Below are 11,899 nucleotides of genomic sequence, written 5' to 3' on the forward strand. Positions count from 1 at the left end.
TTCCACGGGGCCTTTCATGCAGTGCTGTGAGGTGCGGTGCTACGGCCGCAGGGCGTCCACGAACCAGCCGGTGATGCTCGCCGGGTGCGTGATGGCGGTGCCGACGACGACGGCGAACGCGCCGGCGTCGAGCGCGGCCCGGGCCTGGGCGGGGGTGTGGATCCGGCCCTCGGCGATGAGCGGGGCCTCGAGCCCGGCGGCGGCGATCGCCTCGAGGAGGCCGAGGTCCGGCCCCTCGGTCTTCTCCCGCTCGCCCGTGTATCCGGCGAGCGTGGTGCCGATGAGGTCGGCGCCGGCCTCCGCCGCGGCGAATGCGTCCCCGAGGGAGCCGCAGTCCGCCATGACGAGCGCGTGCGACTCGGCCTTGACCTGCGCGATGGTCTGGGCGAGCGTGAGCCCGTCCGGGCGCTCCCGCCGCGTGCCGTCGAGCGCCACGACGTGGGCGCCCGCGTTCGCGACGGCGAGGGCGTGCCGGGCGGTCGGGGTGATGAAGACGCCGTCGTGCCCGTCCTTCCACAACCCGATCACGGGCACCTCGACGGCCGAGCGCGTGAACTGGATGTCCGCGATGCCCTGCACCCGCAAGGCCACGGCCCCGCCGACGACCGCCGAGGCGGCCACTTGGGACATGGTCTGCGGGTGCCGCATCGGCTCGCCCGGGTAGGCCTGCGCGGAGACGATCAGGCCCCCGCGCAGGGCCTCGAGCTCGTGGCTGGTCAGTTTCATGGTGCCTCCTGGTCCGTCCGGGCGATCTCGGTGGTGGTGACCAGCAGCCTAGAGCAGCCCGTTGCGGGCGACGATGGCGCGCACGGCCTCGGTCTCGGAGGAGTCGAGGGCGGCCATCGGGGCGCTCATCGTGTTGGAGCCGATGACCCCCATGACCTGCAGGGCCGTCTTGAAGGCGCCGAGGCCGGCGGCGCCGCCGGAGACGCGGGCCGGGTCCGGGGTGTAGACGATCGTGAACAGGTCGGCGAGGCGGTCCTGCTCGTCGCGTACGGCGGCCCAGTCGCCGGCCACGGCCGAGTCGTACATGCGGCGGTAGCCGGCCGGGTCGACGTTGCCGAGGCCGGGCACGACGCCGTGGGCGCCGCCGAGCAGCGCGCCGTCGACGACGACCTCGTGGCCCGTGAAGACCGAGAAGCCGGGCAGGTGCCGCGTGGCCAGGAGCAGCTGGCGGAAGGAGACGTCGTCGCCGGAGGAGTCCTTGACGCCCACGATCACGCCCTCCTCGGCGAGCTTGACCAGCAGCGCGGTCGGGAACTTCACGTGCGTGCGGACGGGGACGTCGTAGGCGAAGAGGTCCGCTCCGGTGCCGTCCTTGATGGCGCGCAGGTGCGCCTCGATCTCCGCCGCGTTGGACAGGGCGTAGTAGGGCGTGGTGACCACGAGCGCGTCGGCGCCGAGCTCGACCATGCGCCGTCCCTCCTCGATGACGCGCGCGGTGGTCTGCTCGTTGGCGCCGACGATGAGCGGCACGCGGCCGTTGTTGCGGGCGGCGATGGTGCGGACCACGAGCTCGCGCTCGGCGTTGGTCAGGTAGGGGACCTCGCCGGAGGAGCCCAGGACGAATAGGCCGGTCACTCCCCCGTCGATGAGGTGCTCGACGACGGCGCCCAGGCCCTCGACGTCGACGGCGCCGTCCGCGGTGCGCGGCGTGACGACGGGCGGGATGACGCCGGAGTACTTGGGGGTGGCGGTGGCTGGTGCGGTGCTCACGGGGGTTCTCTTTCTCGCAGGTGGGATGGTGGGCGCCGCCCGGGTGGTCTGTGTGGGGTCCACCCGGGCGGGCCGGTCGGGGGGCCGCCCGGAGGCGGCGGGGGTACGACGCCGGACGGCGCCTAGGCGGGCAGGTGCAGGAGCGAGGGGGCGGCCCCGAGCAGGGTCTTGGTGTACGCGTTGGACGGGCGGTCGAAGACCTGTTCCGCGCTGCCCTCCTCGACGATCTCGCCGGCGTTCATGACGCAGATCCGGTCCGAGACGTAGCGGACGGTCTGGATGTCGTGGGAGATGAAGACCATGCCGAGGTTCAGTTCCGACTTGAGGTCGGAGAGCAGGTTCAGCACCTGGGCCCGCACGGAGACGTCGAGGGCCGAGGTCGGCTCGTCGGCGACGATGATGTCCGGGTCCAGGGCCAGGGCGCGGGCGATCGCGACGCGCTGCCGCTGGCCGCCGGAGATCTGGTTCGGGAAGGCCCCGGCGGCGGAGGCCGGCAGGCCCACGAGGGCGAGGAGCTCCTTGACGCGCTGGGCGCGGCTCGCGGAGCTGCCGATCCCGTGCACGGTGAGGGGGTCCGTGAGGATGTCCTTGACCTGCATGCGCGGGTTCAGGGCCGTGGCGGGGTCCTGGAAGACCACGGAGACGCTGCGCCCGAACTCCTTGCGCAGGGCGGCGTTGCGCTTCAGCGCCGGCTTGCCGCGGAAGAGCACCTCTCCGGAGGTCGGCGCCTGCAGGCCCACGAGGACCGAGGCGAGGGTGGACTTGCCGCAACCGGACTCGCCCACGATCCCGACGGTCTCCCCGCGGCCGATGCTGAAGTCCACGCCGTTGACGGCCTTGACGATCGTCGGCTTGAAGATCGAGCCGGAGCGCGCCCGGTGGTGGACGTGGATGTCCTTCAGCTCGATGACGGGTTCGGCCCGGTGCGGGCCGGGGGTGCTCGCCTCGCTCATCGGACGCCTCCTTCCGTGGTGGTGCCGGGCGTGGATCCGGCGAGGTGGCTGGCCCAGAAGTGGTCCTCCGAGCCCTCGACGGGCGTGAAGGCGAGCTGCTGGCCAGGGTCGGCGCCGGGGCGCGTGGAGCGCTCGGCGAAGCGGTCGCCCGCGGCGAAGTCGTAGGGGCTGGGCACCGTGCCGGGGATCTGGTGCAGCCGCTCCGCACCCGACTCGATCGAGAGCACGGCGCCGAGCAGGCCGCGCGTGTACTCGTGGGTCGGGCGGGTCAGCACGGAGCGGACGGAGCCGGACTCGACGACCTGCCCGGCGTACATCACCGTGACGCGGTGCGCGAGGGAGGCGACGAGCGCGAGGTCGTGGCTCACGAACACCATGGCGAAGCCGAGCTGCTCGCGCAGTTCGTTGAGCAGGTCCACGACCTGCTTCTGCACCGTCACGTCCAGAGCCGTGGTCGGCTCGTCGCAGACCACGAGCTTGGGGCTGCGGGAGAGGGCCATGGCGATCAGCACGCGCTGGCGCTGGCCGCCCGAGAGCTCGTGCGGGTACGACTTCAGGGTGCGCTTCGGGTCGAGCTTGACGAGCTCGAGGAGCTCGGCCGGGCTCTTGCGCCCGTTGCGGCGCGTGAGCTGCTCGAGCTGGTCCTTGATGAGCATCGACGGGTTCAGCGAGGACAGGGCGTCCTGGTAGACCATCGCGATCTGCTCGCCGCGCAGCCCCTTGTAGACCGAGTCGTCGCCGGCGCGCGTTCCGCCCTTGCCGTCCGGGGGCAGCAGCTCCCGGCCCTCGAAGGTGATGGAGCCGCTGATCCGGGCCGTCGGGGGCAGCAGGCCCATGATGGCGAGCGAGGTGATCGACTTGCCGCAGCCGGACTCGCCGACGAGGCCCATCGTCTCGCCCTCGCGGACGGTGAAGGAGACGTCGTCCACGATCGCCGTCTCGCCGAAGCGCTCCGGGAAGCGGATGGACAGGTTCCTGACCTCGAGGACCGGGCGCGGGGCACCGTGGGTCGCGTCGAGCGCGAGCCGGTCGGAGCGCGAGGACTCGACGGCGGCGAGCTGGTCCAGCTCCGCGGCGAGGCGGGCCCGTTCGGCGTCGCCCGTGTCGGCGGCGGCGAAGGTCGTCGCGGCGGCCTGGCCGGCCTCCACGGCGGTGTCGGCGACCTTGGTCTTCTTGCGCAGCCGGGGGTTCACGAGCGCGTCGGTCATGCCCTCGGCCAGGACGTTGAGCGCCAGGACGGTGAGCAGGATGACGAGGCCGGCGAAGGTCGTGGCCCACCAGGCGCCGTTGAGGACCAGGGTGCGTCCGTAGGAGATCACGTTGCCCCACGAGGGGGCGGGGTCCTGGACGCCCGCGCCGAGGAAGGACAGGGACGCCTCGAGGATGATCGCGTCGGCGACCATCACGGTCGCGAAGACGAGCACGGGGGCGGCGCAGTTGCGCACGATGTGCCGGCCGAGGATGAAGAAGCGGCCGGCGCCGATGACGCGTTCGGCGCGGACGTAGTCCTCGCCCCACTGGGAGAGCACGTTGGCGCGGACGACGCGGGCGATCTGGGGGACGTAGATGACCGCGATCGCGAGGATGATGACGGGGATGCTGTTGCCGAGCGACGCCAGGAGCGCGGCGGCGAGGGCGATGCCCGGGAACGCCATGAGCATGTCCATGATGCGCATGATGGTCTCGTTGGCCCACTTGCTGCTCGTCGCGGCGAGCGCGCCGAGCAGGGAGCCGACGACGAGGGCCAGGCCCACGGCGCCGAGGCCGATCATGAGCGAGGACTGCGCGCCGTAGAGCAGGCGGGAGAAGATGTCCCGGCCGAGCCGGTCGGTGCCGAAGAGGTTCTCCGCCGAGGGGCGCTGGGCCGGGATCCCGGAGGCCAGCGGGTCGTGCGGGGCCAGGACGGGGGCCAGGGCCGCGGCGACGCAGATGAAGAGCAGGAACAGCAGCGCCAGCTTGGAGCCGAGCGGGAGGGCCGTGAAGCGGACCGCGCCGGAGCTCAGGCGCGCCACGAGCCCGTTGCGGGGTGTCAGGGGAGCCATGGGTTACACCGTCCTAATGCGGGGGTTGATCAGCAGGTACACGAGGTCGACGAGGATGTTGACCAGGACGAACGTCACGGCGATGGTCAGGACCACGCCCTGGACCAGGTTGACGTCGTGGGCCGTGATGCCGTTGAGGATGAGCTGGCCCATGCCGGGCAGCGAGAAGATCATCTCGATGACCACGGCGCCGCCGAGCAGGTAGCCGATCCGCAGGCCGAGCACGGTCACGGGGGTCACGAGCGCGTTGCGGAGCACGTTGCGGCTGACGACCTCCTGGCGCGGGACGCCGTTTCCGATCGCGGTGCGGACGTAGTCCTTGTCGAGCTCCTCGACCATCGACGTGCGGACCACGCGGATGAGGGAGGCGGAGACGGGGATCGCGAGGGCGAAGGCCGGAAGCGCCATGTGGGACAGCCACGGGCCGAACCCGGAGCCGGCCGGGGGCATGCCGCCGGAGGGGAAGAGGGGATTGGAGCCGAGGGCGAGCCACTGGATGAGCAGGATGCCGAGCCAGAAGGACGGGGTGGCGACGGCGGCGATCGAGAAGACGCGGATCAGCTGGTCGGGCGCCTTGTCCCGGTAGAGCGCGGCGACGACGCCGAAGACGAGGGAGATGGCGATCGCGATGAGCACGCCGAGGAACGTCAGCTGCAGCGTCAGGGGGAAGGCCTGGGCGATCATGTCGGCGACGGGGCGGGCCGGCGGCGTCGTGTTGCCGAAGTCCAGCACGAGCAGGCGGCCGAGGAAGGCGAAGTACTGGACGGGCAGCGGGAGGTTCAGCCCGCGCTCGGCGCGGTAGGCCTCCTTGGCCGCCTCGCTCGCGCCGTCGCCGAGCGCCGTCGTGGCCTCGTCGCCGGGGGCGAGCTTCAGGATCACGAACACGAGGAACGTGACGCCAAGGATCATCAGCGGCAACGCGGCCAGGCGGCGCAACAGCAGTCGCAGGAGGGTTCCCACGGTAGGACTCCGATGTGTTGGGGAAGGGTGGAAGCGGGGGGCGGGGGCGCGTGGGGGGGAACGCGGCCCCCGCCAAACCGGAACGCCGGTCCGCGCCCGCCGGGGGACGGGCGCGGAGCGGGGATGTCCCGGGGCAGGCCGGCGCCGCCGTCGTCCCGTCCTTGCGGTTCAGGACGACGGCGGTGCGGCTAGGCCTTGGGGGTGACGCCCACGAACGAGACGCCGGTGGTCGGCAGCGGCTGGAAGCCGTCGAGCCGCTCCGAGTCCCACGCGGTGGGGAGCTGGCGGTGGAAGAGCGGGTACAGCGGGACCTCCTCCGAGATGAGGTCGATCGCCTCCTTCCAGGCCGCCTTGGCGCCGGCCTCGTCGGAGGCCTGGACGGCCTCGTCGAGCTTGGCCTGGAGGGTCTTGTACTCGGCCGTCTCGCTCCAGCGGAAGCGGTTCTTCGGCCAGACGTCGCCGCGGTACCACCAGCTCAGGAGCAGGTCGAGGTCGTTGCCGAAGACCGAGGGATCGCCCGGGGCGGCGACGACGGTGAAGTTGCCCGTGTCGACGTTCTCGCCGTACAGCGCGCCGGACTGCAGGTTCTTCATGGTGACGTTGACGCCCGGGAGCTTGTTCCAGGACTCGAGGATGAGCGGGGCGACGTCCTTGACCCAGGCGGTGTCCGTGGTGAGCAGCTCGAACTCGAGGCTCGTGACGCCGGCTTCCTTGAGCAGGGACTCGGCCTTCGCGGCGTCGTAGTCGTACTGGCCCGCTGCGGCCTCGTACTGCGGGTGGGTGTCCTGCACGTAGGACGTGGCCTGCTTGGCGTTGCCCAGCAGCGCGCGGTCGATGATGGTCTGCGTGTCCAGGCCGAAGTGCAGCGCCTGGCGGACGCGCTTGTCGGCGAAGCGCTCGTCGGAGCAGTTGAACATCAGGAACAGCAGGCCGAAGGACTGCACGGACTCGACGGTCAGCTTGGACTTCAGGCGGTCGACGTCGAGGTAGGGCACGTCCTCGATGGCCTGGACGCGGCCCGACTCGGCGGCGGTCACGCGGGCGGCGGCGTCGGAGAGCAGGAACCAGGTCATGCTGTCGGCGGTCGCGGCCTGCGAGCCGTTGTAGTCCTCGAACTTCTCGAAGACGATCTTGTCGTCCTTCGTCGCGGAGACGAGCTTCCACGGGCCCGAGCCGATCGGCTGGGCGTCGAACGCCGCCTGGTCGGCGGAGGCCACCGACTTCGGGACCACCTTGACCACGGAGATGCGGGTCGGGAACAGCGGGAAGGCGTACTTGAGCTTGAAGACGACGGTGTCCTCGCCCTTGGCCTCGACCGAGTCGATGAACGGGATGAACTGGGCGAACAGGGAGGCGTTCTCCGTGTCCAGGACGCGCTCGAACGAGTAGACGACGTCTTCCACGGTGACGGGGTCGCCGTTGTGGAAGGTGGCGCCCGAGCGGAGGGCGACCTCCCACGTGGTGTCGTCGACCTGGGACGGCTCGGACGCAGCGAGGGCGAGGTAGGGCTCGCGGGTGGCCGGGTGCAGGTCGACGAGGCCCTCGAAGACGTGCATGTTGGCCGCGAACGGGGTGGCACCGGAGGAGGTCATCGGGTCGAAGCCCGTGGACAGGGCGTAGGAGATGCCCGCCTCGATCGTGCCGCCCGCTGCCGCTCCCCCGCCGGCTGCGCCCGACGCGGCCGACGTGGTCGCGGCGGTGCCGGACGGACCGCCGCAAGCGGCGATGGTCGCGGAGAAGGCGGCCGCGGCACCCATGAGGCCGGAGACCTTGAGGAAGTTCCGGCGGCTGCCTTCTTTGGCAGCGATTTCGCTGAGAGACATGGTGACCTCATTCTAGAACGGTGAATATCGGACGTAGGATGTCCGATGCGATGAGTTAGACTGTAAGCGGGGTCACAGACAGAGGTCAAGTCCCGCCATCGAGAAAAGAGGAGCATCACATGACGACGACGCCGACGCGCCACGTCCGGTTGGGTGCGCAGCAGCGGCTGCGCGCACTGACAAGCGACATCATGGAGCTGATCCTGGAACGCGACCTGCTCCCGGGCGACGCCCTGCCGACGGAGCAGGAGCTCACCGCGGAGCTCGGCGTGGGACGGAACACCCTGCGCGAGTCGATCAAGGTGCTCCAGGCCCTCGGAGTCGTCGAGATCCGCCACGGGTTCGGGATGTTCGTGGCGAACGACAACCTCTCCGCCCTCGCGGACAGCCTGACGTTCCGCGGCCGCATGTCCCTGCAGCACAAGGGCCACGAGGCGAGCGAGCTCGTCGAGGTCCGGCAGGCGCTCGAGGCCGGGCTCATCGGCTCGGCGATCGACGCGGCCACGCCGGAGCAGCTCGCGGCCCTCGACGCCGCCGTCACGGAGATGGAGCGGCGCGCGGAGGCGGGCGAGAACTTCGTCGCCGCGGACCAGGAGTTCCACCGGCTGCTCTTCAGCTGCCTCGACAACGAGCTGCTGACCAACCTGCTCGGCGTCTTCTGGCAGGTCTACCGCACCATCCACGACGCCGTCGGCACGGGAGCGGTCGCGGATTCCGACGGCGGCGAGGACCTGCGGGACACGGCGCGGATCCACCGCGACATCCTCGATGCGGTGACCGCCCGCGACAAGCCGCTCGCCTCCGAGCTCATGAACCGCCACTTCGACGGCATCCGCGGCCGCCTCGCCGTCTTCGCGGGCGGCGCCTGAGCCCAGGGCTCCCCTGGCCTCAGCCCCAGACGTGGGGGGCGGGCCTGCGGGAGCCGGGCAACGCCGTCGCACTCCTCCAGTCCCCGACCCAGTCGGGCAGGGCGAGGTCCGCGGGGGGCTCGACGCCCATCGCGGCGAGGATCTCCTCGTTCGGCACGGGGCCCTTCTTCGAGAGCAGGCGCGTGGCCATGACGGCCCGCACGTAGACCTCCCCGTCCACGACGATCCGCTGCTCGAAGTAGATGCAGCGCTCGTCCATCCCCGCGATCCGCGTCTCCTGCGTGAAGCGCTGGTGGAGCACCACCGACTTGCGGAAGGTGATGGTCTCCGCCTGGACGACGGGCGACCAGCCCTTGCGCTTCATGACGTCCCACGCGCCCGCGCGCATCATGAGGTCGAATCGGCCGAGGTCGAAGAGCGAGAAGTACATCCCGTTGTTGATGTGCCCGGCGAGGTCGATGTCCGTCAGGAGCGCGCGGCCCGGCGTCGTGGCGGCGTCGAACAGCCCGAGCTTCGGGCGCCGGCGCGCGGTCAGGAGCAAGTGCAGGAACCGGAAGATCAGGTGCATCCCCTCATACTACTCGCGGGTAACATCCGGGCGCCATGCCGTGTTCTCATCTTCCGCTCATCCCGCGCTCATCCTCCGCTCATCCGGCGTTGCTTGACTTTCCCCACACGGGGCACCCGGCCCCGGAATGAGGGAAGGACGTGGGGGACATGACCCTGGCCATCACCGTGATCGGTACCGGATACCTCGGCGCCACCCATGCCGCGTGCATGGCCGAGCTCGGCTTCGAGGTCCTCGGCGTGGACGTGGACCCGGCGAAGGTCGACGCGCTCTCGCGCGGCGAGCTGCCCTTCCACGAACCCGGCCTCCCGGAACTGCTGCGCCGCCACGTCGACTCCGGCCGGCTGCGCTTCACGACCTCCTACGCCGAGGCCGGTGCGTTCGGCGACGTGCACTTCATCGGCGTCGGCACCCCGCAGCGGCCCGGCCAGTACGGGGCCGACCTGACCTACGTCGACGCAGCGGTCACCGCGCTGGCCGAGAACATCACCCGGGACGCGCTCATCGTGGGCAAGTCCACCGTCCCCGTCGGCACCGCCCGCCGACTCGCCGGCCTCGTCCAGGAGCACCGCGCCCACGACGTCGAGATCGGCCTGGCCTGGAACCCCGAGTTCCTCCGCGAGGGCTTCGCCGTGAAGGACACCCTGGCCCCGGACCGGCTCGTGATCGGCACCGACGACGACGGCCGCGCCGAGGCCGTGCTGCGCCGCGTCTACGCCGCCGCCCTCGAGACAGGGACCCCGTTCATCAGCACCGACCTCGAGACCGCCGAGCTCGTCAAGGTCGCCGCCAACGCCTTCCTCGCCACCAAGATCTCCTTCATCAACGCCTTCTCCGAGGTCACCGAGGCCGTCGGCGGGGACATCCGCACCCTCGCCGACGCGATCGGCCACGACGCCCGGATCGGCCGCCGCTTCCTCAACGCCGGCGTCGGATTCGGCGGCGGCTGCCTGCCCAAGGACATCCGCGCCCTCCAGGCCCGCGTCAGCGAGCTCGGCCTGGACCGCTCGATGCGCTTCCTCGGCGAGGTCGACGAGATCAACGCCCGCCGCCGCGACCGCGTGGTCCACCTGGCCGAGCAGATGGCCGGTCCGCTCGCCGGGCGCACGATCGGGATCCTCGGCACCGCCTTCAAACCCGATTCCGACGACGTCCGCGACTCCCCCGCCCTCGACGTCGCCGCACGCCTCTTCAACGCCGGCGCCGACGTGAACGTCTACGACCCCCAGGCCAACGCCAACGCCGCCAAGCGCTTCCCCCGCCTGAACTACGTCGACTCCCTCACCCAGGCCGCCACCGGCGCGGACCTGGTCATCCTGCTCACCGAATGGGCCGAGTTCAAGGCCCTGGCCCCCGCGGACCTCGCCGGCCTCGTCGCCCACCGCCGCCTCATCGACGGCCGCAACGTCCTGGACCCCGCCACCTGGGAAGCCGCCGGATGGGACGTCGCGGCCCTCGGCCGGCGCGCGGTGCCGGGCGGATCGGCACCGGAGACCGCACCCCGGCCCGCAGCCCCGTCGCTTGAGCCGCTCCCCCACCGTCCGGGCGGGCCGCGGGACCTGATGGCAGCCGGCGCCGCACACTGATTGACAAAACCCAACCACTAGGCGCAGACTGGTATCGGCGCGCCCGGTCCACTCCGGCGCGCCCCCACGGCTCCACCCACGCACCCCGGAGAGACACCATGGCACCGCGCGCCCTGCGGCCCTTCGCCCACCGCGACTACCGCATCCTCATCACCGCGCTCGCCATCAGCGTCTTCGGGCACGGCATGTGGGCCGTGGCCATGGTCTACCAGGTCAAGGGCCTCGGCGGCGGGCCGGCCCAGCTCTCGATCGTCGCGACCGCGACGAGCATCGGCCTGCTCGCGCTCGTGCTCGTCGGCGGGATCGCGGCCGACCGGCTCTCCTGCCGGCGCATCATCATCGTCGTCGAGGCCGTCAGCCTGGCCGTGATGGCCTCGACCGCCGTGCTCGCGCTGACCGGCGTCATCGAGCTGTGGCACCTCGCCGTCGCCGGGTTCATCCAGGGAGCCGGAGCCGCGTTCTTCTTCCCCGCCTACTCCGCCCTCCTGCCGCGCATCCTCCCCCCACAGGACCTCCTCGCCGCGAACGGCATGGAGGGCACCATGCGCCCCGTGCTCCAGCAGGCCGCCGGCCCCGCCGCGGCCGGCATGATCGTCGGCGCCCTGGCCCCCGCACACGCGATCGCCGGCGTCGCCGTGTGCCACGCCGTCGCATTCGTGATCCTGAACCTGGTCCACCACGACCGCCGATACGACGAGCACCTGGCCCCGGGGGACGTGCGGCCGAGCGTCGTCGCCGACCTGCGCGAGGGCGTCGTCTACACCGTGCGCACGCCCTGGCTCCTGTGGACGCTGCTCTTCGCCGTGCTCTCCGTGCTGAGCTTCATCGGCCCCATCGAGGTGCTCCTGCCGTTCGTCATCTCGGGCCAGCTCGACGGCGGCCCGGAGATGTTCGGCTTCGCGCTCGCCGCGCTCGGGATCGGCGCCGCGATCGGCTCGATGACGACGGCGTCGCTGCGGCTGCCACGGCGCTACCTGACGGTGATGATCATGCTGTGGGGCTTCGGAGCACTGCCGCTCGCCGCCGTCGGCTTCGTCAACCAGTTCTGGCAGCTCGCGGCGATCCTGCTCGTCTGCGGCGCGACGGGCGGCGTCGGCCAGGTCATCTGGGGAACGCTCCTGCAGCGCCGCGTCCCGCAGCACATGCTCGGCCGCGTCTCCAGCCTGGACTTCTTCGTCTCGCTCGCGCTCATGCCGGTCTCCATGGCGCTGGCCGGGCCCATCGGCGAGGTCGTGCCGTTCTGGATCATCTTCGTCGTCGCCGGCGCGGTCTCCCCCGTCATCGGCGTCATCGCGTGGCTCGCCGCCCGGATGCCGCAGGACGAGATCGAGCACCCGCTCGACTCCGATCCCGCACCGGCCCCGTTGGCCTCCGCCTGAGGG

The 11,899-nt window shown here is 71.4% G+C and carries 10 protein-coding genes; 3 read left to right on the forward strand and 7 right to left on the reverse strand.

The window, feature by feature from the left end; all coding sequences use genetic code 11:
- Positions 1-39: 39 nt before the first annotated feature.
- The 6 genes from ACQ3I4_RS06395 to ACQ3I4_RS06420 form a co-directional block, all read right to left on the reverse strand.
- Entirely contained in the window at positions 40-726 is a 687-nt protein-coding gene (locus ACQ3I4_RS06395) for an N-acetylmannosamine-6-phosphate 2-epimerase (protein WP_430633133.1), read from the reverse strand.
- A gap of 48 nt (positions 727-774) precedes the next feature.
- Entirely contained in the window at positions 775-1,716 is a 942-nt protein-coding gene (locus tag ACQ3I4_RS06400) for a dihydrodipicolinate synthase family protein (protein WP_329862082.1), read from the reverse strand.
- A gap of 122 nt (positions 1,717-1,838) precedes the next feature.
- Entirely contained in the window at positions 1,839-2,669 is an 831-nt protein-coding gene (locus ACQ3I4_RS06405) for an ABC transporter ATP-binding protein (RefSeq protein WP_430633134.1), read from the reverse strand.
- Entirely contained in the window at positions 2,666-4,711 is a 2,046-nt protein-coding gene (locus tag ACQ3I4_RS06410; protein ID WP_430633135.1) for a dipeptide/oligopeptide/nickel ABC transporter permease/ATP-binding protein, read from the reverse strand. Before ACQ3I4_RS06410 ends, ACQ3I4_RS06405 begins: the two co-directional genes overlap by 4 nt.
- A gap of 3 nt (positions 4,712-4,714) precedes the next feature.
- Complete coding sequence (locus ACQ3I4_RS06415) at positions 4,715-5,671, reverse strand: ABC transporter permease (RefSeq protein ID WP_329862085.1); 957 nt, start codon at positions 5,669-5,671, stop codon at positions 4,715-4,717.
- Between the two features lie 188 nt (positions 5,672-5,859).
- On the reverse strand, positions 5,860-7,494 hold the full coding sequence (locus tag ACQ3I4_RS06420; RefSeq protein ID WP_430633136.1) for an ABC transporter substrate-binding protein: 1,635 nt from the start codon (positions 7,492-7,494) through the stop codon (positions 5,860-5,862).
- Between the two features lie 119 nt (positions 7,495-7,613).
- Between ACQ3I4_RS06420 and ACQ3I4_RS06425 the strand changes: the two genes are divergently transcribed.
- Positions 7,614-8,363 (forward strand): FadR/GntR family transcriptional regulator, encoded by a 750-nt coding sequence (locus tag ACQ3I4_RS06425; protein ID WP_430633137.1) that lies wholly within the window; start codon positions 7,614-7,616, stop codon positions 8,361-8,363.
- Positions 8,364-8,382: 19 nt separating this feature from the next.
- Here the strand turns inward: ACQ3I4_RS06425 and ACQ3I4_RS06430 are convergent, their stop codons facing one another.
- Entirely contained in the window at positions 8,383-8,931 is a 549-nt protein-coding gene (locus ACQ3I4_RS06430; RefSeq protein ID WP_329862088.1) for an acyl-CoA thioesterase, read from the reverse strand.
- A gap of 149 nt (positions 8,932-9,080) precedes the next feature.
- On the opposite strand from ACQ3I4_RS06430, the gene ACQ3I4_RS06435 reads away from it, so the two are divergent.
- Together ACQ3I4_RS06435 and ACQ3I4_RS06440 are read left to right on the forward strand one after the other, a co-directional pair.
- On the forward strand, positions 9,081-10,517 hold the full coding sequence (locus ACQ3I4_RS06435) for a UDP-glucose dehydrogenase family protein (RefSeq protein ID WP_430633138.1): 1,437 nt from the start codon (positions 9,081-9,083) through the stop codon (positions 10,515-10,517).
- Between the two features lie 98 nt (positions 10,518-10,615).
- Entirely contained in the window at positions 10,616-11,896 is a 1,281-nt protein-coding gene (locus ACQ3I4_RS06440) for an MFS transporter (RefSeq protein WP_329862090.1), read from the forward strand.
- The last annotated feature ends 3 nt before the right edge of the window (positions 11,897-11,899 follow it).

It is taken from the genome of Zafaria sp. Z1313 (assembly GCF_050563205.1).
Classification (GTDB): domain Bacteria; phylum Actinomycetota; class Actinomycetes; order Actinomycetales; family Micrococcaceae; genus JAZDCJ01.

Bases quoted from the DNA above. Each gene is read 5' to 3' on its own strand.
- ACQ3I4_RS06430 (WP_329862088.1), bottom strand. From the start codon at position 8,931: ATGCACCTGATCTTCCGGTTCCTGCACTTGCTCCTGACCGCGCGCCGG.
- ACQ3I4_RS06410 (WP_430633135.1), bottom strand. From the start codon at position 4,711: ATGGCTCCCCTGACACCCCGCAACGGGCTCGTGGCGCGCCTGAGCTCC.
- ACQ3I4_RS06395 (WP_430633133.1), bottom strand. From the start codon at position 726: ATGAAACTGACCAGCCACGAGCTCGAGGCCCTGCGCGGGGGCCTGATC.
- ACQ3I4_RS06435 (WP_430633138.1), top strand. From the start codon at position 9,081: ATGACCCTGGCCATCACCGTGATCGGTACCGGATACCTCGGCGCCACC.
- ACQ3I4_RS06405 (WP_430633134.1), bottom strand. From the start codon at position 2,669: ATGAGCGAGGCGAGCACCCCCGGCCCGCACCGGGCCGAACCCGTCATC.
- ACQ3I4_RS06440 (WP_329862090.1), top strand. From the start codon at position 10,616: ATGGCACCGCGCGCCCTGCGGCCCTTCGCCCACCGCGACTACCGCATC.
- ACQ3I4_RS06425 (WP_430633137.1), top strand. From the start codon at position 7,614: ATGACGACGACGCCGACGCGCCACGTCCGGTTGGGTGCGCAGCAGCGG.
- ACQ3I4_RS06420 (WP_430633136.1), bottom strand. From the start codon at position 7,494: ATGTCTCTCAGCGAAATCGCTGCCAAAGAAGGCAGCCGCCGGAACTTC.